Annotated in this window: 21 protein-coding genes, 1 tRNA gene and 1 pseudogene; 2 read left to right on the top strand and 21 right to left on the bottom strand. The window is 58.9% G+C overall.

Features of this window, described 5'->3' with window-relative positions; all coding sequences use genetic code 11:
• Positions 1 to 131: 131 nt before the first annotated feature.
• Positions 132 to 788: an inovirus Gp2 family protein gene (locus P3W75_RS03585; protein WP_034020993.1), complete on the bottom strand. Its 657-nt coding sequence runs from the start codon at positions 786 to 788 to the stop codon at positions 132 to 134.
• A gap of 465 nt (positions 789 to 1253) precedes the next feature.
• Entirely contained in the window at positions 1254 to 1454 is a 201-nt protein-coding gene (locus tag P3W75_RS03580) for a helix-turn-helix transcriptional regulator (RefSeq protein WP_034020992.1), read from the bottom strand.
• A gap of 438 nt (positions 1455 to 1892) precedes the next feature.
• Here P3W75_RS03580 and P3W75_RS03575 point away from each other — a divergent pair, with 438 nt between their 5' ends.
• Positions 1893 to 2738 (top strand): hypothetical protein, encoded by an 846-nt coding sequence (locus P3W75_RS03575; protein WP_153565837.1) that lies wholly within the window; start codon positions 1893 to 1895, stop codon positions 2736 to 2738.
• A 159-nt stretch (positions 2739 to 2897) separates the two neighbouring features.
• Here the strand turns inward: P3W75_RS03575 and P3W75_RS03570 are convergent.
• From P3W75_RS03570 to P3W75_RS03475, 19 genes and pseudogenes are all read right to left on the bottom strand, one after another.
• A pseudogene (locus P3W75_RS03570) lies at positions 2898 to 3098 on the bottom strand (transposase); the annotation flags it as partial.
• Between the two features lie 240 nt (positions 3099 to 3338).
• Complete coding sequence (locus tag P3W75_RS03565) at positions 3339 to 4718, bottom strand: MFS transporter (RefSeq protein WP_276225996.1); 1380 nt, start codon at positions 4716 to 4718, stop codon at positions 3339 to 3341.
• A 16-nt stretch (positions 4719 to 4734) separates the two neighbouring features.
• Complete coding sequence (locus tag P3W75_RS03560; RefSeq protein ID WP_276225995.1) at positions 4735 to 7197, bottom strand: helix-turn-helix transcriptional regulator; 2463 nt, start codon at positions 7195 to 7197, stop codon at positions 4735 to 4737.
• Between the two features lie 20 nt (positions 7198 to 7217).
• Positions 7218 to 8381 carry a saccharopine dehydrogenase family protein gene (locus tag P3W75_RS03555; protein WP_276225994.1) on the bottom strand — a complete coding sequence of 388 codons (1164 nt, stop codon included), beginning with the start codon at positions 8379 to 8381 and terminating at the stop codon, positions 7218 to 7220.
• Positions 8382 to 8441: 60 nt separating this feature from the next.
• Entirely contained in the window at positions 8442 to 9722 is a 1281-nt protein-coding gene (locus P3W75_RS03550; protein WP_230392395.1) for a DUF1329 domain-containing protein, read from the bottom strand.
• A gap of 73 nt (positions 9723 to 9795) precedes the next feature.
• Positions 9796 to 11607 carry a DUF1302 domain-containing protein gene (locus P3W75_RS03545; protein WP_034020987.1) on the bottom strand — a complete coding sequence of 604 codons (1812 nt, stop codon included), beginning with the start codon at positions 11605 to 11607 and terminating at the stop codon, positions 9796 to 9798.
• 268 nt (positions 11608 to 11875) lie between these two features.
• Complete coding sequence (locus P3W75_RS03540; protein WP_276225993.1) at positions 11876 to 13447, bottom strand: hypothetical protein; 1572 nt, start codon at positions 13445 to 13447, stop codon at positions 11876 to 11878.
• A 45-nt stretch (positions 13448 to 13492) separates the two neighbouring features.
• The gene (locus P3W75_RS03535) at positions 13493 to 13648 is read right to left on the bottom strand and encodes a hypothetical protein (protein ID WP_153565836.1); all 156 of its coding nucleotides are present in this window, start codon (positions 13646 to 13648) and stop codon (positions 13493 to 13495) included.
• A gap of 156 nt (positions 13649 to 13804) precedes the next feature.
• Positions 13805 to 15955: an NERD domain-containing protein gene (locus P3W75_RS03530; protein ID WP_276225992.1), complete on the bottom strand. Its 2151-nt coding sequence runs from the start codon at positions 15953 to 15955 to the stop codon at positions 13805 to 13807.
• Positions 15956 to 16394: 439 nt separating this feature from the next.
• Positions 16395 to 16471, bottom strand: a tRNA-Pro gene (locus tag P3W75_RS03520).
• Positions 16472 to 16556: 85 nt separating this feature from the next.
• Positions 16557 to 16913, bottom strand: coding sequence for a MerR family transcriptional regulator (locus P3W75_RS03515; protein ID WP_276225991.1), 357 nt, complete (start codon positions 16911 to 16913; stop codon positions 16557 to 16559).
• Positions 16894 to 17196 (bottom strand): integration host factor subunit alpha, encoded by a 303-nt coding sequence (ihfA, locus tag P3W75_RS03510; protein WP_003090661.1) that lies wholly within the window; start codon positions 17194 to 17196, stop codon positions 16894 to 16896. Before ihfA ends, P3W75_RS03515 begins: the two co-directional genes overlap by 20 nt.
• 3 nt (positions 17197 to 17199) lie before the next feature.
• Complete coding sequence (gene pheT, locus P3W75_RS03505; RefSeq protein ID WP_276225990.1) at positions 17200 to 19578, bottom strand: phenylalanine--tRNA ligase subunit beta; 2379 nt, start codon at positions 19576 to 19578, stop codon at positions 17200 to 17202.
• 37 nt (positions 19579 to 19615) lie between these two features.
• Positions 19616 to 20632, bottom strand: coding sequence for a phenylalanine--tRNA ligase subunit alpha (gene pheS, locus P3W75_RS03500; RefSeq protein ID WP_276225989.1), 1017 nt, complete (start codon positions 20630 to 20632; stop codon positions 19616 to 19618).
• A gap of 97 nt (positions 20633 to 20729) precedes the next feature.
• Positions 20730 to 21086, bottom strand: a complete 357-nt coding sequence (gene rplT / locus P3W75_RS03495) for a 50S ribosomal protein L20 (RefSeq protein ID WP_003099086.1) — start codon at positions 21084 to 21086, stop codon at positions 20730 to 20732.
• A gap of 21 nt (positions 21087 to 21107) precedes the next feature.
• Entirely contained in the window at positions 21108 to 21302 is a 195-nt protein-coding gene (rpmI, locus tag P3W75_RS03490) for a 50S ribosomal protein L35 (protein ID WP_276225988.1), read from the bottom strand.
• 60 nt (positions 21303 to 21362) lie between these two features.
• Positions 21363 to 21914 (bottom strand): translation initiation factor IF-3, encoded by a 552-nt coding sequence (gene infC / locus P3W75_RS03485; protein WP_276225997.1) that lies wholly within the window; start codon positions 21912 to 21914, stop codon positions 21363 to 21365.
• The gene (thrS, locus tag P3W75_RS03480) at positions 21914 to 23836 is read right to left on the bottom strand and encodes a threonine--tRNA ligase (protein ID WP_276225987.1); all 1923 of its coding nucleotides are present in this window, start codon (positions 23834 to 23836) and stop codon (positions 21914 to 21916) included. Before thrS ends, infC begins: the two co-directional genes overlap by 1 nt.
• A 223-nt stretch (positions 23837 to 24059) precedes the next feature.
• Positions 24060 to 24893 carry an alpha/beta fold hydrolase gene (locus tag P3W75_RS03475; RefSeq protein ID WP_276225986.1) on the bottom strand — a complete coding sequence of 278 codons (834 nt, stop codon included), beginning with the start codon at positions 24891 to 24893 and terminating at the stop codon, positions 24060 to 24062.
• Positions 24894 to 25182: 289 nt separating this feature from the next.
• Between P3W75_RS03475 and P3W75_RS03470 the strand changes: the two genes are divergently transcribed.
• Positions 25183 to 25541: histone-like nucleoid-structuring protein, MvaT/MvaU family (locus tag P3W75_RS03470; RefSeq protein ID WP_276225985.1), on the top strand; the 359-nt coding region annotated here is incomplete at its 3' end.

Below are 25541 nucleotides of genomic sequence, written 5' to 3'. Positions count from 1 at the left end.
GATTCCTTTTATTTTTTGCTCTGACTCGCCCTTCCCCGAGAGTTCTGGAACGGTGCTATCGGGATAGTGGCTCTTAACTAGCTGCCCATCCGCTCCGAGTCAGACCATACAGATCAAATACCGCCGGCCGACTACCCACGGCTGCATCTAAATCCATGCTGCCCATCCCCAAAGCGCTTGGTAGCGACCTTGCAGAGGTAGCTGGCGCGATGGAACAGACAGGCCAATGCATCTCCATCATCGCGATCCACTCGATACGTAGCGTTATCAGGAATCTCAACCAACCCACTCATCTGATCGAGCTGCAGCCCTAAAGCACTGGCCCAAGCCTCCTGCAATCGACTGATCATGTTGGGGTTCTCCGACTGCAGCTTGCCGACGGAGTAGAACGCATCCCGGTTGAGCAGGATCAGTAGGTGGTAATGAGGGCGCTCCCCTGCCCCAACCTCTCGCGCCCACGCATAGCGAACCTCACATCCATGAGCATGCGGATTACTCTTACGGGCTACCTTTCGGTTGTGCTCAATCTTTTCCTTGAACGAGCCCCAGAACTCTCTGATGACTGCATTTGTGTAGGCGTACTCAGGCAAGTCGATGCCCAGAGGGAGGCGTAGGTCTGCCCTGAAGGCCAGCAGCCTAGGATACTGCCCAAGCGCTAGGCCGATAGTGCTCTTCAAGGTTGCTAGGTATTCGGAAATGAATGGCCCTTTCTCGACCATTACCGGAAGTCCTTCGAAGAAGGGATCAGTGTGGATATGCAGATTGGTGTTCTGAGGATGACGCAGCATGGTTACCACTCTCTGTGTTGAGGTTCATATACTCAGCACGCGTGGTATTTGTTTACGCCGCCCGACTCAGTGACTGAGCTACAGGCTCAGTCCTCGCACATTTCCAGTACACGTACTGGGGTACATAACCTGTCACCATTCTATTCACCAGTAGCACACTAGGTGCCTGTATCCAGCAGGCACAGGATATCTAGATGGATTACTCAGCACATAGGCTGATGCATGGATAGATTAGTGAGTAGATAGATAGGACTGGATAGAAAGATGAGTAGAGACCCAGAGAAGTAAGAGCATATAAAGCATATTACCCACACCGAAAGCCATTACCGCTCCGTTACCTATCAAGGCCCACCATTTCACGAGCGATTCCGGGAAATACTTTTATTAGTCCTGCTCCGGCAAAAAACCATCATGATCCGGCCTGAACCGGATCATGATGGCAATTATGCTCGCGATCGTCATTCGTCAAGATGCCAGCCCTAAGGCCTTATCACGCTCAGCGACTCTGGCGAGAATCCAGTCCTGGATCTCGCTCTCTAGCCAACCAACGCATCGCTCCCCTAAAGACACGGGGGCAGGGAACTCGCTAGCAGCGATGTACTTGTAAACCGTGGATCGGGCAAGGCCAGTAAGATCCATGACCTCTTTCAGGCGGATTATCCTCATGAACGGTTGCTCCTGTGTTCGTCCAGAGGATTGGCAAGCTCAGTAAGAAATAACGTAGCCACGCCTAGCAACGACTTCTGCGGCCGCCAATGTAGCGGCAGTAACTTCATGTTCCAATAATCAACCAGGCGGAGCTGAGCTCAGGTGCACGACCTAGCAGAGGCAATCCAACCCCTTCCCATAGCATCTCGGTGCTGCCGGTAACGCGATGACACGACGATGTGCGCCCTCTCTTCCGCCATCCTCGTCCTCACGTGCGCGAACGCTAGACCATGCCAGCCTCCCTGCCGAGCTAGCGCAAGCGGTGCCATATTCGCGAGGGATGATCTATAGATAGAATCTATTCTGCTTCTAGAATACATCTATAGTGAATCTTAAAAACCTCACTAATCATGCTATATTTCATCTTGAATCCGCACAAAAACCAAGGGGATCATAATGATTCGCATTAATGATAATCTATCGAAGATCCTGGGGAATTACACAGCCGATTCGCGTAGAGACAACTGGTTATGGCTCTACCTCTCGGCCATCCAAGCAGCCCAATACAACTTCTTGTCCCTAGACAAAAGAACTATGCGCGACACCATGGCAAACACCATTTTATCGGCCGAACTCAACATCCATGTAATATTAAATGACGCCAGAAGACTCCTGATTCCAGAAAACCTTATGACATGGATAACAGATAACGAGCGACAGCATGAATGGATCAAATCGAAACTATTAACCAAACATAGTTACAGCAATCTAATTCCAGAAAATCTAAAGGGTCGAGAACACATCCTAGCGCTCATTGACATCTGGAATATCGATTCAAAATCAAGCACCATTGAAAACCTCAAAAGAGACTGGATTGAACAACTAAAAAAGGACAAGCAACTAGACTGGATAAAAGAAGAAGACGAGCGCGAGGCATGTACCTATATCTGGGACTGGATATTTAAGAGCCAGCCCCATCTAATGGGAGGATATACACAACCAATGGACCACCAGAGTGCATTAGCATTCTTTGACTCCGTTCATATGACGGAGCTAGAGAAAAAACTTTGCATCAGTTCAGCCAAAAAAATCTGGCGCCAAAAAATCCGCCGAAACACTCGAAAGGATAGAGATCAGAAAAATTTCAACCTAACTGAAAAAGCCATTAGACGACTTGAAGATTTCAGCAAGAAGTACGAGCTTTCGCAAACCCAAATTATTGAAATATTATTAATGATGGAGGAAGAGAAAGGACTTTACATAGCAGAGAGAATTCGAATCCTGCAAGGAATTGATTCTTAAATAATATTTAAACCCAACCACAACCACTGAACAAACCCCATTAGGGAAACTCCGAACAAGCCTGCACCAATCCGGCAATCGCTTGTTCAATGTGTTTTCAGCGCAGCCGCAGCCAACTGATTCATCCAGAAACCCGGGGTTTGCCCAGGCTTCTGCGTTTTACAGGCGTACCTCTCCCGCATTCGCCAGCAACTGTCGGCGGGCCATCCACAGGTTTGACAGGGCGAACAGCGTGACCAGTTGAGCGGTGTTCTTGGCCAAGCCGCGGAAACGTACCTTGGTGTAGCCGAACTGCCGCTTGATCACCCGGAACGGGTGTTCGACCTTGGCCCGCACCTGCGCCTTGGCCTTCGTGATCTCCTACTTCCTGGCTCCTGAAACCAAGGGACGATCTCTGTCCGAAACCAGCGGGGTCTGACCGCAATTTGGCCCTTGGTGCCGATCCGAGGGTCACAGCTTTGCCTCCCAGCTATGTCTGACGTGCCGGGCGATAAGAAGAATCATGGTTTCACACTCTCCGCTGCAGGACGGAACTTTGCAGCGGATTTTTTTATCTGCTGGGAGGACGACAGCCGCTATTCAGAAGAGTCGGTCACCAGGCTATACCTTGGACACTTCGGCACTCGAGTGTGCATCCTGCCGAGCCCATCTCGGTTGACTACGAAACTGCTTGGTTATGGCCTTGGCGGATAACAGCAAAGCCGGTATCGAGAGCAGACACACCAGTGCCGGCACCAAGGCGACCATCAGCAATATGCAATTTAGAGCGTTCTCAGTCTGCTCCAGCCGTTCAGCTCCCGCTCCTTGCTGAAATCCCGACAGTTGCAGGACCAGACCGCTAAACCCGGCCCCCATGGCCAAGCCGATCTTCTCGCCCCAAATCCACAGACCGGTGAAAGCCCCCTCCTCGGCAATTCCGCTGTCCCTCCGCTGCTGGGCAATGATGTCGGGAACAATTGCAAAGCAGAACAACTGCTGACCGGCATTGGCAACGCCAAACAAGACAATAGCGATCCACAAGCCGACAGAGCCGTACATGATCAGCCATAGAGAGGCCGTAGCGGCCGCATAGAGCACAGTCGCTAGTACGAAGGCCCGGTGCTTGCCAATGCGCCGCGACAACAGTGTCCACCACCAGGTAGTGGCGACCGTCAGCAGGGCCATGCCAGCAAAAATGCTGGGGATGGTGCCTTCCTTGTTACCCAGCCAGTACTTATCGTAAAACGGCAGGAGGGCCGTACTGATACTCACCGAGATCATCTGCACCATGAAGCCCAGCCACAGCCAGGTGAAGGCCCGATTGCGGAAAGGTGCCAACATGTTTCTCGATGGCTGTGCCACTGGCTGATGTGCTGGAATGCCGCCCGTGCCAACTACCGCACCAGCCATGCCAGCAAAGGCAATCAGGCCCACCAAGATTCCCATCTGCGCATAGCCGTGCTCGCCGCCCCCATTGGCCCCCACTAGCCAGGGAGCCAGGCTTCCGGCGAGGACGAAACCGATGGCGAGGAAACCACTGCGCCAAGCAGCAACCCGGGTTCTAGCATGCGGATCGTCAGTGGCCTCAGCGAGCAGGGTCGCGTAGGGAACAGTGAACAGCGAATAGGCTGTGGACGTGAGGGTGTAGAACGCTATCACCCAGGCCAGCGAATAGCGCCAATCCGCGAAACTCGGCGGCGCGAACATCAGGGCGAAGGCAATAAGAAAGGCCAGGCTTCCAATGGCCATCAGGGGGCGGCGGCGTCCCCAGCGGCTGTTCAGGCGGTCGGACCATCGGCCGATCAGCGGATCGCTGACGAGTTCCCATATCTTCGGGATCAGTAGTCCGCCACCGGCCATGCCAGCGGGGATGCCCAGGGTCTCGGTCATGAAGAACAGCAGCAGCACCTGGGGCGTCAGGATAAAGATGGCGGGGCCGAAGCTGCCAAGACCGTAGGCAGGCGCAAAGTACCACGATGGCAAGTGCAGGGAGCGGGACATGTCGTTTCCTTTTGTGTCAGAGCAGCAGGCCTAGCGCCTTGGCACGAGCCACTGCCATCGTCCGGTTGCTGACCTTCAGCTTCGCGTTAATGTGCTTGGCGTGAGTTTTCACGGTATGCAGAGAAAGCGAGAGGATTGTGGCTATCTCGCTATTGGCGTAGCCCTTGGCGATCAGCCCGAGTACTGCCAGCTCCCGCGGACTCAACAGTTCCACCTGGGTAGCTGGCGGAGTGTTCACGGCCTGGGGGGCCTGCAGCCCAAGCTCGTTTTTTTCCGCTGGGAGGCCTGTGAGCAGGTTGTGCTGGCCTTGGCGGAGCGCCATTGCAGCCGCCGAGGCGAGGAATCGCTCCGCCTGGGACATGTCGCCCCTCAGCCGGCGAACTTCACCCAGTGCGTACAAGGCCTGGCAGACGATGACCTCGAAAGCATTGCCCTTTGCCCAATCCAGCACCGCGTCAAGCAGTTGGCCGGCCTCGCCGAGCGCCCCTCGGGAACACAGGGCCTCGGCCTGTAGAAAGCCCATCAGGGCATGTAACTCAGGGAAGGAACTAGGTGGAGACAAGGCCAGTTCGCCCTCGTACTGCTCGCGCAGACGAGACAGCAGTTGGTTGGCCGAGCCGTGGTGCTGGCTCCTTAGCCAGACTCTGGCCGTACCGACGCTCAGGACGCTTCGATAGAGTATCTCGGCGACATTCCAGGAATGCATCAACCTCTGTGCATCCGTCAGACGCTGCTGTGCGGAAACGAAATCGCCGCTGTTTGCGTCGAGCTGCGCAAGCAATGCATGGGCGTAGAAGGCTACCGGGCTGCGGATCTCTTGAGTGAGAAGCAGCCCCTCTTCCAGGGTATGGCGAGCCTGCTGCTCCTGGCCTGTCAGTATCAGTAGCCAGCCTCGGCGGATCAGCTCTCCTCCCTGCAACAACGCTGAGCCTGCCCCCTGAGCCAAAAGCTGAGCGAGTTGATCGAGTACCCGCAGGGCCTGGGGTAGGTTGCCGGCCAGTTCCTCGATCTGGGCCTGGTCCAGCATCAGCAGGCACTCGAAGAGTGCTTCGCCCTTGCGGCGGGATAGCTCCAGACCTTGATGCTGCAGACGCTTCGCCGTTTCTATGTCGCCCACGGCCAGGCTGGCGCGGGTCAGGCAAGAAAAGCACAGGATCATCTGTGCCCAGAGTCCGCTTTGCGCCAGGCCGTCAAGAGCCTGGAAGCCGAGTTCCCGCGCCCTCTGCGCCTGTCCCTGGTGGAGGGCCAGCTCAGCGTCCAGGGCTAGGCGCAGGTCGCTACGTTCGTCTTCGTCAATGAGCCGTATGGTGCATTCGGCCTGCTCCAGCCGCCCACCAAGCAGCAGGGCTCTGGCGACGATCTCCAGGGCCTGCGGATGCTGTTCGATCCAGGTGGAGCCAAGTTGATCGATGCCCTCCAGGAGGTAGTTCAGGTTCTGTCCGGCGTACAGGTCTCGCGCCGAGATCTGTCCAACGGAGACCAGCGCGCGAGCGGTGTCCTGGATGGCCAAGGCATAACGAAACGCTTCGACGTGCAGTCCTGCCAGTTGCAGCCAGTTGCAGGCGGCTAGCAAGGGCTCGTTCTGATCTGGATAGCGCTCCAGGAGGAGCCGTTTGAGCGGAGTGAATAGCGAGAAGCGATCCTGGGTTCCGGGCAGGCGGCGCAGGAAGGCCTGCTGCCCCAACAACTTGCGCAAGGCCAGAGGATCGTTGGCAAGAAACGCACAGAGAGGGGCATCGACGAAGGGGGCATGGGCAATGCTCGGCATGAGCGAGAACATCTCCGCCGGCAAGCATTCAAGCACTTCGTGGTCGAGATATTCCTGCACCAGCGGGTTACGGTGCAGTTGGCCGTTGGCCCTTCGACCGGATGATTGCAGGGACAGCAGATACAAACGTGTACCTGCAATCCAGCCATCGCTCTGCCGATGCAGATCCGCCCCGGAAACTTCCCGGCCCACGGCAAGTTGGCGGAGTAAAAGCTCCATCTCGTTTGCGGTCATCGCCAGCTCTTCTCCTTCCAGCAGGAGAAGGTCGCCGGCCAGCAGCCACTTGCCGATTTTCCAAGAGGGGCGATGGCGGCTACAAATCAACCACTGGAGAGTGGCGGGACAATGTACGAACAGGTTTTCAAGCCATTGGTCGGTGGCTTTGTTCGGGCAGTAGCCATCCAGCACGATGAGTCCTTGTTGCTGACGCTTCAACGCGTCCTCGACTGTCTCGGTGGAATCGCTGTGTAGATTGAGCAACTCAGCGACCCGGGCGCCGAGCTGCTCAACGCTACTTTCCGCGCCGTGCAATTCGATCCAGAGCAATGGATTGAAGGCGGTACGTTCGGCGAACTGGCGAGCCAGTTCGCTCTTGCCGAACCCGGCTGGAGCCAGCAGCAGGCGGATGCGCCGCCCGCTGGCAAGTTTTTCCAGTAAACGGGGACGCACGATCAGGCCGGTTTCCTTCGGTACTTCATCAGCCTTGGTCACGTCCCCTCCTCTCGCCAGTATCAATGGGCGAATGTCACGCTCAGACCACAGTCCCGCCCTTCGGCGAAACCATCCAGCAAGGCGAAGAATGCATCTGCATCCACCGCCTGCTCCGGGGCAAATACCCCGGCCCCCTTGATAGCCCCCTGCCGCAGCAATGGCAGGAACAGCGCATGGGGAATCCCGGTGACAGCGTTCATGCCACCACCCGGCACGCGTTTCAAGCGAGCGCCTGCGCGAGCCGGACGACCATCCTTGAGACCAGCGGCGAAGGCTAGTATGCCCGGGGCATCGGGGGCTTCGTTTTCCTGCAGGCGCTGCCGACGTTTTTCTCGACCACCGTCGCTCGTCAGCAAGGCGGCGGCCTGCTCCAGACTCATCGCACCGGCACGAACCTGATCGGCTAATTGGCGCAAGTCGTCGATGATCTCGTCGACGCCGAGCATGCCATTCAGGCAATTGCGCAGACCGGGGTAGTGGCGAGGCAGCGTCACTGCTTCGGGATGGCCGATGGACCAGATGTCCAGCTCGCCATGGCCAGGGTAATCAATGCGGCAGTGCTCCAGAGGCAGGCGCTCTTCGACTGCGCCATTGCGTACCAACGGGATCTTCTCCGTCAGGCAGTGGACCAGATGGACAGCGGCGGCATCTGTATTCGACTCGCCCTCGTCGAAGAACCCATCGTCTTCGTTATGGGCGTTGGACAGACGCCACGCCGAATAGAGCTCATGCACCTCGTCCAGTTGCTCTGCCGCCTTGACCGCCAGCAAGTTGGCGATACCGGGACTGGCGCCGAGACCGATGACTGCGGTGACGCCCTTGCTCTGGGCCTCCTCATGGAGGCCGATCATGTCCAGGGTCGGTTCCCAGTCGTCGCAGATATCGCAATAGTGTTTGCCTTCGGCAATGGCGGCACGGAGCACCGGCAAGCCGAAGCGGAAGAAGGGACCCGATGAGTTGAGCACTACGTCGCACTGACGGATAGCCTGGCGCAGGCTCTCTTCGTCGGTAATATCCAGCGAGATCGCACTGATGCGTGGGTCATCCAGAGAACGTGCAAAGCGCGCTGCCCTCTCGTAGTCGATCCCGGCCAGTACGATTTTCTCTACGAATTGAAACCCCAGAGCGGTACGGGCGGTGGTCCTTCCCATGCCGCCGCCACCACCGATTGATAAGACCTTCATTGGCTTCTCCTGCCTGTTTGCGATTGATTTTTCTGCTGGGCCGAGGCCCTTAACCCCGCCTCAGCGCACGCCACTCTTACGTAACGCCGAGGGCGTGAAATCGCTCATCTGGGCCTTGAAGCCATATTCGAAACTGCGCACTTCCTCGTTCTTCATGCCGAGTGCGAGGTAACGTCCAGCCTGCAAGTCGTACAACGCTTCAAGGGTGTAGCCCATGGTCTGGTGGTCGAAATACTGCTGGGCATGCCCTTCGCCGACTCGCCAAAGTTGGCCACGTCCGTCGTAATGGTCGGCCAGGGCGATCTGCCAGCTATCCTCGTCGACATAGAACACACGCTTGGCGTAGATGTTGCGTTGTCCCTCCTTGAGGGTCGCCTCGACGACCCAGACCCGGTGAAGCTCATAACGAGTCAGGTCCTGATTGATATGACCCGCCTTGATGATCTGGTCGTACTTGAGCTTGGGTGAGTCCAGTTCGTAGCTGTTGTAAGGGATATACACCTCGCGCTTGCCCAGCAACTTCCAGTCGTAGCGATCCATCGCTCCACCAAACATGTCGAAGTTGTCGGTGGTGCGCAGCCCATCGGCGGCAGTGCCCGGCCCGTCGTAGGCGACCTGGGGGGCACGTCGCACGCGTCGTTGGCCAGCGTTGTAGACCCAGGCCAAACGCGGCTCCTTCACCTGGTCGAGGGTCTCGTACACCAGCAGTACGTTTCCTGCCATGCGCGCCGGCGCGGTGACCCGCTGTTTGAACAGTTGCAACAGATTGCGCGCACGCTCCGGCTCGAGGCCCTCCACCTGGGCTGGCTCGACAATTTCCTCTTCGAAATGCACGGGGGTGAAATCCCCGTTCACCTGGGGCGTGACCTGGGTGATCCAGCGCCGGAAGTTGCCGCCGTGATACCGGGCCTCATGGTTCCAGATCACCTCGGCACCGGTTTTAGGGATCGGGAAGGGGTAATAGCTGGTCGTGAAGTTCTCGATGCTCAGGCCATCCGCCCCCAGCTTGACGACCTTGGCATTGGTTGCCGCAGCCTCGTACAGGCGCTCGGGCAAGGCCATCGTGCGATGAGTCGGGTAGACCGGCAGCCGATAGGTTTCCGGATAGCGGCGCAACATTGCCATCTGCCCCTCGCTCAGATGCGTTCGGTACTGCTCGGCATTCTGCGCAGTGATCACGAAGAGTGGCTTTTCACCTGCGAAAGGGTTGGACAGGAAACCCTTGCTGTCGACACTCGCCGCATTGGTCGGCAACCCACCGGTCCAGGCTGGGATAGTGCCTTCCTTGTTGCCAGCCTTTTCAGCACCCAGGGGCGTAAGACCGGTGAAGTCGGCTGCCATCAGGTTCGAGCAGCCAAAGGCCAGAGCGCAGGCCGAAAACCACAAATGCACTTTCATGGCGTTTATCCTTGAATTAGAAACTTGCGCTGAAGCTGGCGGCGACATAGTCGCGGTCGGTGGTCGGGTTGTAGCTGCCACCGAAGAAGTCGGTATAGGAAAGCGAGGCGTTGTAGCGGTTTCGGTAACTGGCATTGAGCGCCAGGTACACCGACTTGGCCCCCTCGTTGAAGTTGGGACCATAGCCGTCCACATCATGGGACCAGGCGATTTCAGGGGTGAGGTTTATACCGGCCAGGACGTTGCTGTATTCGAGGCTTCCGTCCAGGCGATAGCCCCAGGAACTACGGGTGTAGAAACCATGGCCATTGCATTCACGCGGGTTATCGGTGTTCAGCAGGTTCTCGCACAGGCCCGGTACGCCGACTTCACCGTAGCCATAGATGGAATCACGCCCGAAACGCAGCTCACCCGGTCCGCTCTTGAGGCCGTTGATCCGGTTGTAGGCCACTTCGCCCAGGAGGGTCAGGCGATCGGCACCAGCAACCTGATCGATGAAGTGGATCGCCGCCAGTTGAACCTGGCTAACCGGCATGCGCTTGTAGCCTGCCATGTAGGCGCCGGGGTGCAGCGGACCGTTCTGGATGACCTCGGGGCTGACAGGTTGCCCCACGCCACCCCAGGCGGGCGGCAGACCGGTGACGGAGTCCAGCCCCAGAGCAGCGAAAGTCAGGTCGGTGCTGTTGAGCTGCAACGGCATGTTCGGGCGATAGCTGAACTCGCCGGAAACCGATGTACTGCCCAGCGTGGTCTGGAAGCTCAGGCCATATAGGCGCATGTCCTCGGGGTATTCGATGAGGTAGCCAGCCTTGGGGGAGTTGCCGACCAGATTGGGATCGAAGCGAGGATCGCTGGGATCCAGCACTGAGCTGTTGACCATGCTGTACACCGGCATCCGGCTGTGCAGATTCATGGCATAGAGGCCAACTTCGGTATCGTTCAGTTGGGGAACGAACCAGCGCAGGGCCAACCCATACTGCCCACCATCCCGGGCATCCCGGTCCTTCAGGCGAGGCACCACCTGGTTGCCCGAATTGTTCGGGTTGTAGTCACTGCCAGATATCACGTTGCGGTCGGTGCAGCCATCGGCGACCACATCAGTGCCTGAAAAGAAGGTGCCGCAGTTGTCGACGACCGTCTTGTCCCACTGGAGTTGATAGAAGGCCTCCATGGACAGGTTGCTGGCCAAATCTTGGCCGATATAGAACATGTTGACTGGAATGAGGCCCTCCTTGATTTCCGCTCCAGGGCGGCGGAAGGCAGCCACATCAATTGGGTTGATCTGATTGACGCCCCGGATGAACAGGTTCTCCCCCCAACTGACTACCTGTTTGCCCAGGCGCACAGTGCCCGGTAGGTCGCCGATCTGGTAACCGGTGTAAACGAAGGCATCAAGAAACTCCGCGCCAGACGCCTTGGCGCTGCGGTCACGGCCACTGTCGTCGATGTCGTAGAGTCGCTGGTGGCCGTCCTTCAGCTCGAAGTCGTACCAGTACTTACCGCGCAGGAATACGCCGGAGTCGCCGTACTTGAGTTCGAGGTCGTGAACTCCCTTGAAAATATTGGAGATCACATCGCCCTTCTTGAAGTTGAGCCGCCCATCGTCCGAGGACAGGGTCGATGCCGTGCCGCCGTTACCGACGCCGACGAAGTCCCGGTCCGGATCGCGCACGGCCCAACTGGTGCCGATGGAGAGGGTACTGTCGAAACTCCCCTGGATCTCCCCGATATTGAAACTCAGAGCCTGGGCCTGTGAGGCCAGGGTCAGGGATATCAGCGGCAGCAGTATGGGTTGCCGCCCTTTCGCTTTTATTGTTTTTGATTTCATAGCGCCTCCGATGAAGGGGATGTCCCTTCGGAGGCCGCAGATTCGCAGTCATGACCTGGCTCGGAGAATGACTCTTAGAGGGTATTCATCACTACCTCCGGCTCGATTGCATGGGGTCTTTGACAGTGCTTTTAGTAACGGCGCCCCGTTTCTGACTGAGTGGACGGAGATTTGGAATGGGATAGCGCACGGGCTGGCCAAATTGGAGGAAGAGACGATGGACCGACCACTACGACGACACAGGGAATGATCTGTGCACCTACCCTCGCTACATTTGGTGGTTATACCGCGCCATTTTCAGCATGAAGTAGACGTAATCCAGTTTCTCTTCAGTCGGCTCATCATCGCGCAGCCAACGCACCTTGATGCCGAGGTACTGCGCCCATTCAATACCCTTCTTGAAGCCACGCCGGTCATCATTTTTAGCCGAAACTTCGACGTATTGGTTCACCAATTTGTATTGGTTTTTGCCTGCCCGGTACTTGGCATTTTCAAAGGCCTTATGGAAGTGCGGCAAAGCAACCTCGAACTCCTCCCGACGGTAGTGGTAGACCCCACGCAACCAAGGCTCCATCCAGCACAGCTGCTCATCCAGCCCATAGGCCGCTACCTGGGAGGCGTACTCGTCAATTTGGTCTAATCGAGTAGCTACGTCCTTCTTAAGCCAAAACCCCTGATTCAGCAGCTCGGCAAAGCCATGGGGTGGAAGGAAGGCTGACTGCCGCTGGATCCGATCCAGAAGGGAGCAGACAGGAAAAAGACCATACCTACTCTTGAGCGCAGCGAGCACATCATCCCGTATTGGTGCCCCTGGATGAGCATTCTTGAGTTGCTGCACAGTGTCGGCGACTGCAGCCAATTTGCTGTCGAAGAATGCCCAGTAGTGGCTACAGGCGTTAAGCCACACAAACAGGGCCGACTCAGGGGAATCCTGTCGCTGCATCACCGGCGCAAACTCGGCCTTGAATTCGTTGACGTCATCGGCAATCCACAAGGCGTACTCGCGGAATTGTTGGCAGACATCGGCGAGATACTGATGGTTGTAAGCGCCGGTAATCTCCCTTGCGATGTAGCTCGACACCCGAGCAACCATCAATGCCACGAGGATGCTGGCCTGAAGCTCTTTGGGTACATCTCGCCCGCTATCAGCCAGCGCGGCGAAGGATTCTTCGAAGTTTTTAAACAGGGCAGGAAGCGCCGGAAGCCTTGCACCTCGCGTCCACTTGATGGCGTTGTCGAGATTCTGCTGAAGCTTGTTGTCATCGCTTCGCGGATTCTTACATGGGTAATGAAATTGCGTCTGTGAGAGATCACAGCGCCCATAGGCCCAACGCATGACCTTTTCCAGAGGCAATACCAGCCGCCCATTCTCTGAGACTGTCGGCAGGTACCAGAAAGTGTCTTCAGGCGTGTCGAGACTCAGGTCTGCAAGTCGGTGCTCGAGCAGGCTCTGATTCAGCGACACGACAAGCAAGGGGACTGCTTTGGTCGAAATGAAGTATCGGAGGGTTTCCGCCTTGCTGAGGTAGGTACCCTCTTCGCGGACCAGCCGGCTATATGCCTCCAGAAGTTCGTCGAGCGGCTCCCCTATGGCGCTCATGATCCGTTTGCTGGGTAAGTACGCTGTCAGGATACTGCTGAGCGTCTTAATCACTTGCTCGAAATTCGAAAGCAGCCCACCTTCTTCTTTGGCCAGTCTCGCCAACTGCTTTTGGATGGTCTTTTTCTGCGTCTCGTCGATGTCATCATGGCTGGCTTCCTTGCGGGGAAGCACGCCGAATGCATCGTAGGCCAGCTTGACCAACTCACCTTGAGTGGCGAAGCAAACATCTGTACTCATCTGAAATCCTTGATACCCCCGGTCAATGACCGGGGGCACGCGTCCCTAGCGCTGGTTAGGGTTGAGCTGTTTACCGCGATTGCCATGAACATGGGCATTAGTCGGGTTGGTACCCGACGTGCCGCGATTACTGTTCAAGGCATTCGCTCTGTCGTTCTGCTGTTGGCGCTGCTGGCTGGAAGAAGTGTGTTGATTGGACATGATTGTCTCCTGCTGGGTGGTAAGGAAATCGCATCCTAGCCACCCGGACTCACACGGTATCTAGGCTTTTTGGAGACGAACTTTCAGCCATCTGCCAACTGATATACGCAAGGCTCTATATCACCGCAGGCATGCCAAGCCATTGCCGTCCGAGCGCTAACAGATACCTCGCCAGAGCTCATCGGACTCGACAACAGCTATAAATCGGCCAGCAGTAAACCCGACAGGGAACAATGAATCCCGACCTTCCTCGTCAAACTGATTTATCGGCCGGAAAAGATGCTTCTCGTCACGCAGAATAACCTCCAGTGCCTCACGGGATACCACTCTGAACCCATCGACTGACTGCCCATCGAACTCAATGGAGGTATCGACAATCCAGGCCCGCAGATTCGCCTCAGGATGCTGACCGTGGTAGCCCAATATGAGGCGCAGATCTTGATCCGCCGCCAACGCCCTCGCCACCGCAATCCGCTTGCGCCGTAACTGCCAGGCAGCCTTACGTAAGGTGTTGGTGCGATGCAGCCAGACCTCATGGGTGGTCGAACGGATGTACCCCGACTTGACCTCCATAAGCAGCAAAACGCCATCCCGATGACAGATCAAATCCACTTCACCGGCATCGTCCTCTTCTGTCACAGGCGGCCGATAACCCACCTCAACGGCAAAGCCTCGTTGCCGAAGACTATCGGCCAACGCCAGCTCCACACGCTGAGTTTCTGCCTGCACATCGGCTCTGCGGGCATTCACACGCCGCAGGTTATTAATGGCTGCCGTCAAGTTGTTCTGCTGCGCGCCGACCCAAGGAAACTGAAAGCTGTAGCGGCCCACTTTGTAGAAGGGCTGCTCGTACAGACGCGGTGCAGGAATCCCCGGCTGCTGCTTCAGTTGCTGAGATAGCGCCTTGAGGTCACTGGTCCAGAACTTGAGGATTGCCTTGGCTGAATTGGCGCTGCCTTGCGGGTGTTCCTCGCTGACCGTCCAGCCTTTAATCCTGCGGATCTTTTCTTCCTCTTCGGACCAGGTCATCGGGAACCTGTTTTCCCCCGACAGCATGCCATCCATGGCCAAACGGCCAAGCGCATCGGCAAGCACGCCCGACTCGCGAAGGTAGTCCTGGAATGGCTGGATGAATTGGCTCTGAAAGAAAACCGAGTTCAGCTCGCTCGCCAGCAACACGTGGTGAAGCTGAACCTGGACACCATCACTGAGCGAGAGCCGATCCCCCAGGCCGTAAATCTGCTGCAATTGCAACTCGCTGCGAAGCGCCTTGATATAGGCCAACTGATTCAGCTCATGGTTCTCAGGCGAGCCAATAATTTGTTCGGCCATACCGGAGTCGACGAATGCCTGCACGGCACGGCTCATCCAGTAGCGCCAAATAAGATCGCTCTTGCGCCCGGTTCGCTGCCACCGCTCGGTTCCCGCCTCCGACTGGTTATAGATAACCGACTCACCCGGTTTTAGCTGGTAACGGCACTCAGGATCGAAGCAGAACCAATCAATCGAGCCCTCGTAGTCGATCCGCTCTTGGGTTGCCGCAATCAGAACGGCCAGCCATTCGAGGTTTTCACCGCATGTAGCTACATCAGCGGTGGACGTTCCAGGGAAAATAATCGGTGACAGATGACACTTCAGCGACTGCCAGAGCCGTGACTCGCTCAGGCGGAGATCCTCTTCCGGACAAGTCTGGAGTTTCCTCAAGATAATGCGGTTATGGACCTTCCATTGCTGACCGGAGCGATCATCGGGGGCATCTTCGGCAAATGCCTGATAGGCCAGCACGCTCAGGTAGGAAAACAGCTCCAGCAGGGATAAGTGTTCCAGCTGTTTTTCAGCGTTGGCAATCAACTCATCAAAAGGCTTGAGCTGATCAAGCAAGCGCTCACAGACACCGAAGAATACTTGCCACTCATCCCCTGTGAGCGCCACACGCAGCGCAAGCCATAGCGGCGAAGCAGTACGCTCAAACAGCTTCGAGTAGCGGATTGCCCATCTGAGGGTGTCTGGGACATGGCTGGCCAACTCAAGCAGTAGCTCGACACCGACCGCATTATCGAAGTGCAGCACCCGACTCAGGGCAAGGCTCGCCAACTCGGATTGAGTGACCGCCTCCACATCACGCCAAAACAGTGCTGAAGCCAAGCCGGTCGCACGGTCAAGTGCAGAGAGATTTTTACCTGCGGGCCGTTGATCCAGGAAATGATGCAGGCTCTCATCAAGAGCACGCCCCTTGCTGAGTTCCGGCTGATTCCTTTCATATACCGACTGGTAATGCTGTCGGCATCGCGATCCTTTTTCTGTCATCCCGAAGCACTCACACCAGCCTTAGACTCCTGGCCCGAGCCTAAACCATCGGCCGGCTACGACTCTACAAGCAACGCGCTAGCGCCCAGCACGCTGACAGCCCATCGACGATTCACAGCGAGAGCTTGGACTACCAACCCGCACTGCACTGCCTAGATTCGATTGAGGCAACCGTAGACGTAGATTTTCAGCAGGACGGTAAGCTGGTACGCAGCACAGTCAAGCTCATTTCCGTGCAGACTCGGGACAGCGTTTTGCTCAGGAAGTGCATCGCCCCCATCCAATGCTTGAGAGTGCCAACTCACCATCAAAAGAAGGGAGATAGCATTTCAAAATCTCGGGTGGGGCAAAAAGTGGGGCAAAATTCGGGAAGGCTACAAAAGCATCAGGCATAAAAAAATCCAGTCACCGCTAAGTGACTGGATTCTCTAGGGATTTTTGGTCGGGACGGAGTGATTCGAACACTCGACCCCTTGCACCCCATGCAAGTGCGCTACCAGGCTGCGCTACGCCCCGACGTTGCCATCCGGTTACCCGGTTGGCGGATCGCACTATACCGTAAGGTTTTCTTTCGGCAAAGCACTTTTTTCATTTTTTTCAGCTACTTGCGCAGCACGTGAAGCACGTCTTCCAGCTCCGCAATCATCTGGCGGATGAGTTGCTTGTACTGGGTGATGTCTTCGCGGGCTTCGTCGCCGGAGAGGCGCTGGCGCGCCCCGCCGATGGTGAAGCCCTGGTCGTAGAGCAGCGCGCGGATCTGGCGGATCATCAGCACGTCCTGTCGCTGATAGTACCGTCGGTTGCCGCGGCGCTTGACCGGGTTGAGTTGCGGGAATTCCTGCTCCCAGTACCGCAGCACGTGCGGTTTCACTGCGCACAGGTCGCTTACTTCACCGATGGTGAAGTAGCGTTTACCCGGGATAGTGGGCAGTTCGTCGTTATGACTTGGTTCCAGCATAAGCCTCAACCCTGGCTTTCAGTTTCTGGCCTGGACGAAAGGTGACGACGCGGCGGGCCGTAATCGGGATTTCCTCTCCCGTCTTCGGGTTGCGTCCCGGGCGCTGGCGTTTGTCGCGCAGGTCGAAATTGCCGAAACCGGACAGTTTCACCTGCTCGTTGTGCTCCAGCGCCTGGCGGATCTCTTCGAAGAAGAGCTCCACCAGTTCCTTGGCTTCCCGCTTATTCAGGCCCAGCTCTTCATACAGACGTTCGGCAATCTCAGCTTTCGTCAGAGCCCCCATACGCTACTTCCTTAACGTGGCGTTGAACCTTTGCTCCAGCGAGGCGACGATTTTTTGCGTAGTCGCGTTCACCTCGTCATCGTTAAGAGTGCGTGATGGATGCTGCCAGGTCAAGCCAACGGCCAAGCTTTTTCCAAGCGGATCAATACCTTTACCCTGATAGACATCAAACAGCCTGAGGTCGGTGAGGAACTCGCCGGCCTCTTCGCGGATGGTTGCCAGGATGGATTCCGCCGGAATGTCGCGGTTGACCACCAGGGCCAGGTCGCGGCGCACCTCGGGGAAGCGCGACAGTTCGCTGAACTTCGGCAGGCGGCCGCGCACCAGTTCGCTCAGTACCAGCTCGAACAGGTAGACCGGGCGATCCAGGTCCAGGGCCTTGGCCAGCTCCGGGTGCAGGGCGCCGACGTAGCCCACCAGTTCGCCGTCGCGTTCGACGCGGGCGGTCTGGCCCGGGTGCAGCGCCGGGTGTTCACCCGGGACGAAGCGGAACGCGTCGGCGGCGCTGGCGCTGGCCAGCAGCGCCTCGACGTCGGCCTTGATGTCGAAGAAGTCGACGCCGTCACGACCGTTGTTCCAGCCTTCAGGATCACGGCTGCCGCAGATGACGCCGGCCAGCATGTTTTCCTGCTTCAGGTTCTCGAGCTGGCCGACGAAGCGCAGGCCGCTTTCGAACAGACGCACGCGGGTCTGCTGGCGGTTCAGGTTGTGCTGCACCGCCTTGACCAGGCCCGGCCACAGCGAGGCGCGCATGGCGGCCATGTCGGCGGAGATCGGGTTGGCCAGGGTCAGCGGCTTGACGCCCGGGCTGAACAGTTCGAACAGCTTGGGGTCGATGAAGCTGTAGGTGATGGCTTCCTGGTAGTCGCGGGCGACCAGCAGGCGGCGCAGCGCCGGCAGCTCGGCCTGGGTCTCCGACTTGTTGTTCGGCGCCAGGCGCGCTTGCGGGTAACGTACCGGCAGGCGGTTGTAGCCGTACAGGCGGCCCAGTTCTTCGATCAGGTCGACTTCCAGGGACACGTCGAAGCGATGGCTGGGCACACCAACCTTCCAGCGGCCTTCGCCGTCGGCCTGAACCTGGAACTCCAGGGCGCTGAGAAGGCGCTCGATTTCCGCGGCGTCCATCTTCATGCCGAGCATCTGCTCGACGCGCTCGGCGCGCAGCACGACAGGCTCGACCTTGGGCAGGTGGGCTTCGCTGACCTGCTCGACCACCGGACCGGCTTCGCCGCCGACGATCTGCAGCAGCAGCTCGGTGGCGCGCTCCATGGCGCGGCGGGCCAGCTGGAAGTCCACGCCACGCTCGTAGCGGTGCGAGGCGTCGGTGTGCAGGCCATAGGAACGGGCCTTGCCGGCGACGGCGATGTTGTCGAAGAAGGCGCTTTCCAGGAACAGGTCGCGGGTCTTCTCGCTGACGCCGCTGTGCTCGCCACCCATCACGCCGGCCATGGCCAGGGCGCGTTCATGGTCGGCGATCACCAGGGTGTCGGCGCGCAGCGCGACTTCCTGGCCGTCCAGCAGGACCAGCTTCTCGCCCTCCTCCGCCATGCGCACGCGGATGCCACCCTTGATCTCGTCGAGGTCGAAGGCGTGCATCGGCTGGCCCAGCTCGAGCATCACGTAGTTGGTGATGTCCACCGCGGCGTCGATGCTGCGGATATCGGAACGGCGCAGGCGCTCGACCATCCACAGCGGGGTCGGCTTGCTCAGGTCGACATTGCGGATGACGCGGCCCAGGTAGCGCGGGCAGGCATTCGGCGCCAGCAGCTCGATGGAGCGCACTTCATCGAGAGCGGGGGCAACCGATTTCACCTCGACGGAGGTGACCGGAACGTCGTACAGCGCACCGACTTCACGGGCCAGGCCAGTGAGGGACAGGCAGTCGCCGCGGTTCGGGGTCAGGCCAATCTCGATCGAGGCGTCATCCAGGCTCAGGTAGTCGCGAATGCTCGCGCCCACCGGGGCGTCGGCGGCCAGTTCCATCAGGCCGGCGTTCTCTTCACTGATTTCCAGCTCTTTGGCCGAGCACAGCATGCCGTTGGACTCGACGCCACGCAGCTTGGCCTTCTTGATCTTGAAGTCGCCCGGCAGCTCGGCGCCGATCATGGCGAACGGGATCTTCAGGCCCGGGCGCACGTTGGGCGCGCCGCAGACGACCTGGAAGGTCTCGCTGCCGTTGCTGACCTGGCAGACGCGCAGCTTGTCGGCGTCCGGATGTTGTTCGGTGCTCAGCACCTCGCCCACCACTACGCCACTGAAGACGCCGGCGACGGGGATCACGGCGTCGACCTCGAGGCCAGCCATGGACAGACGAGCCACCAGCTCGTCACGGGAGACCTGCGGATTCACCCAGCTCCGCAGCCATTGTTCACTGAATTTCATCCTGCTCTCCTAAGAATTCGTTGACGTCGTGCGCGGCCTAGCGGAATTGCCCGAGGAAGCGCAGGTCGTTGTCGAAGAACAGGCGCAAGTCGTTGACGCCGTAGCGCAGCATGGCCAGGCGTTCGATGCCCATGCCGAAGGCGAAGCCCTGGTATTTCTCCGGGTCGATGCCGGACATGCGCAGCACGCTCGGGTGCACCATGCCGCAGCCCATCACTTCCAGCCAGCCGGTCTGCTTGCACACGCGGCAGCCTTTGCCGCTGCACAGCACGCACTGGATGTCGACTTCGGCCGACGGCTCGGTGAAGGGGAAGAACGACGGACGGAAGCGCACCGAGAATTCCTTCTCGAAGAAGGCGCGCAGGAACTCTTCGATGGTGCCCTTCAGGTCGGCGAAGCTGACGTCTTCGTCGATCAGCAGGCCTTCGATCTGGTGGAACATCGGCGAGTGGGTCAGGTCGGAGTCGCAGCGGTACACACGGCCGGGGCAGACGATGCGGATCGGCGGGCGCTGGCTCTCCATGGTACGCACCTGCACCGGCGAGGTGTGGGTACGCAGCAGCATGTTCGCGTTGAAATAGAAGGTGTCGTGCATCGCCCGCGCCGGGTGGTGGCCGGGGATGTTGAGCGCTTCGAAGTTGTGGTAGTCGTCTTCGACTTCCGGCCCCTCGGCCACTTCATAGCCGATGCGGGTGAAGCACTGTTCGATGCGCTCCTTGGTACGGGTGACCGGGTGCAGGCCACCGGAGGACTGGCCACGGCCCGGCAGGGTCACGTCGACGCGCTCCGCGGCGAGCTTGGCCGCCAGTGCGGCGCCTTCCAGGTCGGTCTTGCGGGCGTTCAGCGCCTCTTGCACCTTTTCCTTGGCGACGTTGATCAGCGCACCCACCTTGGGGCGCTCCTCGGCCGGCAGGTCGCCCAGGGTCTTCATCACCTGGGTCAGCTCGCCTTTCTTGCCAAGGTAGTGAACCCGGATCTGCTCCAGGGCGTTGACGTCTTCGGTGTTTCGCACGGCGTCCAGGGCCTGCGAAACCAGCGCGTCCAGGTTTTCCATGTACCAACTCCAGATACAAAATAGGGGAAGAGCGGTAAGGCTCTTCCCCTATCGGTGACGTTACGTCCGGACCGAGATCCGGTAACTGTCGTGGGGCTTAAGCCAGGCTGGCCTTCGCTTTCTCGACAATCGCGGTAAACGCCGCTTTTTCGTTCACAGCCAGATCGGCCAGGACCTTACGGTCGATCTCGATGGCCGCCTTTTTCAGGCCGGCGATCAGACGGCTGTAGGACAGACCGTTCTGACGAGCACCAGCGTTGATACGGGCGATCCACAGGGCGCGGAACTGACGCTTGCGCTGACGACGGTCGCGGTAGGCGTATTGGCCTGCCTTGATCACCGCCTGCTTGGCGACGCGGAACACGCGGGAACGCGCGCCGTAGTAGCCTTTGGCGAGCTTCAGAATCTTCTTGTGACGACGACGGGCAATCACGCCACGCTTAACACGAGCCATTTACTTATCCTCTACCAGAAATCAACGCAGACGCAGGGAGCGTGCTACACGGCGAACGTCGGAAGCAGCGAGCAGCGAGGTGCCGCGCAGCTGACGCTTACGCTTGGTGGACATTTTGGTCAGGATGTGGCTCTTGAAAGCGTGCTTGTGCTTGATGCCACCAGCAGTCACTTTGAAGCGCTTCTTGGCGCCACTCTTGGTTTTCATCTTTGGCATGTTTGGTACTCCGCATTCGTTAACAACTGATAACCATCAGGCCTGCCAGTGCCCGGGAGGTTATTTACGCTTCTTGGGAGCGATGACCATCATCAGCTGGCGTCCTTCCAGCTTAGGATGCTGTTCCACGGTGCCGTATTCGGCGAGGTCGTTTTCGACCCGCTTCAACAGCTCCATGCCCAGTTCCTGGTGAGCCATCTCACGGCCACGGAATCGCAAGGATACCTTGGCCTTGTCCCCTTCACTTAGGAAACGTACCAGGTTGCGTAGTTTTACCTGGTAATCCCCATCTTCCGTCCCTGGACGAAACTTGATTTCTTTGATCTGTTGCTGGTGCTGGTTCTTCTTCGCTGCAGCCGCCTGCTTCTTCTTCTCGAACAGGTGCTTGCCGTAATCCATGATGCGGCAGACAGGAGGCACCGCATCAGCAGAGATTTCCACCAGGTCCAGCTTGGCCTCGTCGGCGAGACGCAGCGCCTCGTCGAGGGACACTACGCCGATCTGCTGACCGTCGGCACCGATCAGGCGCACTTCACGCGCAGTGATGTTCTCGTTGATCGGCGGTTTCGGGAGAGCCCGCTTATCCTGTCTCATTTCACGCTTAATAATGATTACTCCGAGTCTTGGCGACCACGCCGGGAAACCGCCCCAGTCAGCAGCTCGACGAACTGGGAAAGCGGCATGGAGCCGAGGTCTTCCCCTTCGCGCGTACGTACGGCGACGGCCTTCGATTCAACCTCCCGATCGCCGATAACCAGCAGATAGGGAACCTTGAGCAAAGTATGCTCGCGGATTTTAAAGCCGATTTTCTCGTTTCTCAAGTCGGACTTGGCACGGAACCCGCTTTGCTCGAGCTGACGGACCACTTCGTCCGCCCATTCGGCCTGCTTGTCGGTGATGTTCATGACCACCGCCTGGGTCGGCGCGAGCCAGGCCGGGAACAGGCCGGCGTAGTGCTCGATGAGCATGCCGATGAAGCGCTCGAAGGAGCCGAGGATCGCGCGGTGCAGCATCACCGGACGGGTGCGGCTGTTGTCTTCGGCGATGTAGCTGGCGTCCAGGCGCTCCGGGAGGTTCGGGTCGTACTGCAGGGTGCCGCACTGCCAGTTGCGGCCCAGGCAATCCTTCAGGGTGAACTCGATCTTCGGACCGTAGAAGGCGCCCTCGCCCGGCTGGTATTCCCACTCCAGGCCCGACTCGTTCAGCGCGTCGGCCAGCGCTCCTTCGGCGCGGTCCCACAGCTCTTCGGAACCCACGCGCTTGGCCGGACGAGTGGACAGCTTCATGGAGATGTCGCTGAAGCCGAAGTCGGAGTAGACCTGCAGGGTCAGCTTGATGAAGTCGGCCGCCTCCTTCTTCACCTGTTCCTCGGTGCAGAAGATGTGCGCGTCGTCCTGGGTGAAGCCGCGCACGCGCATGATGCCGTGCAGCGCGCCCGAGGGCTCGTTGCGGTGGCAGGCGCCGAACTCGGCCAGGCGCAGCGGCAGGTCGCGGTAGGACTTCAGGCCCTGGTTGAATATCTGCACGTGGCACGGGCAGTTCATCGGCTTGACCGCGAAGTCGCGACTTTCCGACGAAGTGGTGAACATGTTCTCGGCGTAGTTCGACCAGTGGCCCGAACGCTCCCAGAGGATGCGGTCGACCACTTGCGGGGTGCGAACTTCCACGTAGCCGTGCTCGCGCTGCACCTTGCGCATGTACTGCTCGAGCACCTGATAGACGGTCCAGCCGTTCGGGTGCCAGAACACCATGCCCGGCGCTTCTTCCTGCAGGTGGAACAGGTCCAGCTGCTTGCCGATGCGACGGTGGTCGCGCTTCTCGGCTTCCTCGATGCGCTGGACGTAGGCGGCCAGCTGCTTCTTGTCGCCCCAGGCGGTGCCGTAGATGCGCTGCAGCTGCTCGTTCTTCGAGTCGCCGCGCCAGTAGGCGCCGGAGATCTTGGTCAGCTTGAACGCCTTGAGGAAGCGGGTGTTGGGCACGTGCGGGCCACGGCACATGTCCACGTACTCTTCGTGGTAGTAAAGGCCCATGGCCTTCTCATCGGGCATGTCGTCGATGAGGCGCAGCTTGTACTCCTCGCCACGGGACTTGAACACCTCGATGACTTCGGCGCGCGGCGTCATCTTCTTGATGACGTCGTAATCCTTGTCAATCAGCTCGGCCATGCGCTTCTCGATCGCCGCCATGTCTTCGGGAGTGAAGGGGCGCTCGAAGGAGATGTCGTAATAGAAGCCTTCGTCGATCACCGGGCCGATGACCATCTTCGCGCTCGGGTACAGCTGCTTGACCGCATGGCCGACCAGGTGCGCGCAGGAGTGGCGGATGATTTCCAGCCCTTCCTCGTCCTTCGGGGTGATGATCTGCAGGGTCGCGTCGTGCTCGATCGGATCGCAGGCGTCGACCAGTTTGCCGTTGACCTTGCCGGCCACGGTGGCCTTGGCCAGGCCCGCACCAATGGATTGCGCCACCTCGGTCACGCTGACCGGGTGATCGAAGGACCGCTGACTACCGTCGGGAAGAGTAATGATGGGCATGGCGCCTCCTCTCCTAGTGGTGACCCCTACGAAAGGCCACATGGGTTGGGATGTGCCAGTAAGCGTCGCCCGCCGGGCAGGCCTGCCTCACAGTGGCAGGCGCCTCATCGGCACCCTGCGCTTGCGCGCGCGGACGGAGATCACTGGAAGAATAACGAACGAAGCCCCGACGAACGGGGCGGACGAGCATGGTACTGCATGCAGGCGAAACTGACGAGCGGCATCAGTGCGCGTCGACGAACGCCAGCACGGCGCGATTGAAGGCCGCCGGACGGGTGGCGTTCATGCCGTGGGAGGCGCCGGCGATGATTTCCTGGCGGGCGTCCGGCAGGGCCTGGGCCAGCGCCTCGACCACCTGCGGGAACGGCTCGGGGCTGAGTTCGCCGCGCAACAGCAGGGTCGGCACCGCCAGAGAGGCCAGCGCCGCGTGCCCCAGGGGCTCGGGCTGATCCTGGACCTGGCCGATCAGGGTCATGGCGTTGTCGCTGGCCATCTCGCGGAAATGCGCCGACGAGCGCCGCCAGACGCCCGCGCCACTGACCGTATCGACGAACAGCTCCAACCCCGCCTCCACCTCGCCCTGGCGAATCAGGCCCAGGGCCTGCTCGCGAAAACGGTTGCGCTCGACCGGGGCGGCCGGCACCGCGACGCCGGCCGCACGGAACAGGTCGGCGGCGAAATCCCCGCCAGGATCGGCCAGCGTCAGCGAACGCAGCCGTTCCGGCGCCGCCAGCGCCAGGCGCAGGCATATATTGCCGCCCCGCGAGTGCCCCAGCAGGTGCACGGGCTCACCCAGGTTTTCCAGCAGCGCGAGCAGGTCTTCCACATGTTGCCGGGTGGTGAAGTCTTCCCCCTCGCCATCCCAGCGCTCCGGATAATAGTGACGCAGGCTGGGCGCCAGCAGGCGATAACGCTCGCCCAGCCCGCGCAATTGCCATTGCCAGTAGCGGTAGTCGCAGAGCGACCCGTGCACCAGCACCAGGGGAACCCCTTCGCCCCGCGCCAGGCAGGCTACGTCCCGTCCGTTGACGCTATACGAGTGGACATTCGAAACCATCGGTATTTCCTACTACGGCGACACACGCAAGAAATCGGCGAGCGGCTATTCGCACCCGCCTTTATTGATTGACGATAATTATCCGCGATTCCCGCCCAGTGAATAAACCCGCACCCGGCGATAAAAACCATTACGCCAGGAAGGGGAATACATTGGTCTCATCGAGTTATTGCACCAGAGCCTTATTTATATTAATAATTCGCCCGCCCACAATTATTTCCGAACTCGATCGATACCGTTCGCGCTATCCGCTGTCGTTCGGAACACCGACCTGCCCTGGAGTGTAATGATGTCCAAACTCGCGGAATTCCGTGAAGCCGAGCGCCTGCTCAAAGAACAACTGGCCCTGCTGGAAAAACTGAAGAACGACAGCTCCCTGAAGAAGGAACTGGAATTCAAGGACCAATTGCAGGCCCTGATGGACCAATACGGCATGAACCTGCGTAACGTCGTCGACATTCTCGACCCGCAGGGTACCGCCAGCGCCGCCCCGGCCGCCGCCAGCGCCACCGCGCCGCGCCGCAGCCGCCAGCTGAAGGTGTACAAGAACCCGCACAATGCCGAAGTGGTCGAGACCAAGGGTGGCAACCACAAGACCCTGAAGGCCTGGAAGCAGCAGTACGGCGCCGAAACCGTCGAGTCCTGGCT

This window comes from Pseudomonas citronellolis (assembly GCF_029335315.1).
Classification (GTDB): domain Bacteria; phylum Pseudomonadota; class Gammaproteobacteria; order Pseudomonadales; family Pseudomonadaceae; genus Pseudomonas; species Pseudomonas citronellolis_A.
The sequence above is the reverse complement of the archived record's forward strand: the minus strand, read 5'-3'. Positions and strand labels throughout refer to the sequence as shown.

What these genes read in the sequence shown, in the direction of transcription:
- P3W75_RS03585 (WP_034020993.1), bottom strand. Translation starts at nt 788, where the DNA reads ATGCTGCGTCATCCTCAGAACACCAATCTGCATATCCACACTGATCCC.
- P3W75_RS03555 (WP_276225994.1), bottom strand. Translation starts at nt 8,381, where the DNA reads ATGAAGGTCTTATCAATCGGTGGTGGCGGCGGCATGGGAAGGACCACC.
- pheS (WP_276225989.1), bottom strand. Translation starts at nt 20,632, where the DNA reads ATGGAAAACCTGGACGCGCTGGTTTCGCAGGCCCTGGACGCCGTGCGA.
- rpmI (WP_276225988.1), bottom strand. Translation starts at nt 21,302, where the DNA reads ATGCCAAAGATGAAAACCAAGAGTGGCGCCAAGAAGCGCTTCAAAGTG.
- P3W75_RS03575 (WP_153565837.1), top strand. Translation starts at nt 1,893, where the DNA reads ATGATTCGCATTAATGATAATCTATCGAAGATCCTGGGGAATTACACA.
- P3W75_RS03580 (WP_034020992.1), bottom strand. Translation starts at nt 1,454, where the DNA reads ATGAGGATAATCCGCCTGAAAGAGGTCATGGATCTTACTGGCCTTGCC.
- P3W75_RS03475 (WP_276225986.1), bottom strand. Translation starts at nt 24,893, where the DNA reads ATGGTTTCGAATGTCCACTCGTATAGCGTCAACGGACGGGACGTAGCC.
- P3W75_RS03545 (WP_034020987.1), bottom strand. Translation starts at nt 11,607, where the DNA reads ATGAAATCAAAAACAATAAAAGCGAAAGGGCGGCAACCCATACTGCTG.
- P3W75_RS03515 (WP_276225991.1), bottom strand. Translation starts at nt 16,913, where the DNA reads ATGCTGGAACCAAGTCATAACGACGAACTGCCCACTATCCCGGGTAAA.
- P3W75_RS03550 (WP_230392395.1), bottom strand. Translation starts at nt 9,722, where the DNA reads ATGGCAGCCGACTTCACCGGTCTTACGCCCCTGGGTGCTGAAAAGGCT.
- pheT (WP_276225990.1), bottom strand. Translation starts at nt 19,578, where the DNA reads ATGAAATTCAGTGAACAATGGCTGCGGAGCTGGGTGAATCCGCAGGTC.
- thrS (WP_276225987.1), bottom strand. Translation starts at nt 23,836, where the DNA reads ATGCCCATCATTACTCTTCCCGACGGTAGTCAGCGGTCCTTCGATCAC.
- P3W75_RS03530 (WP_276225992.1), bottom strand. Translation starts at nt 15,955, where the DNA reads ATGACAGAAAAAGGATCGCGATGCCGACAGCATTACCAGTCGGTATAT.
- P3W75_RS03565 (WP_276225996.1), bottom strand. Translation starts at nt 4,718, where the DNA reads ATGTCCCGCTCCCTGCACTTGCCATCGTGGTACTTTGCGCCTGCCTAC.
- P3W75_RS03535 (WP_153565836.1), bottom strand. Translation starts at nt 13,648, where the DNA reads ATGTCCAATCAACACACTTCTTCCAGCCAGCAGCGCCAACAGCAGAAC.
- rplT (WP_003099086.1), bottom strand. Translation starts at nt 21,086, where the DNA reads ATGGCTCGTGTTAAGCGTGGCGTGATTGCCCGTCGTCGTCACAAGAAG.
- ihfA (WP_003090661.1), bottom strand. Translation starts at nt 17,196, where the DNA reads ATGGGGGCTCTGACGAAAGCTGAGATTGCCGAACGTCTGTATGAAGAG.
- P3W75_RS03540 (WP_276225993.1), bottom strand. Translation starts at nt 13,447, where the DNA reads ATGAGTACAGATGTTTGCTTCGCCACTCAAGGTGAGTTGGTCAAGCTG.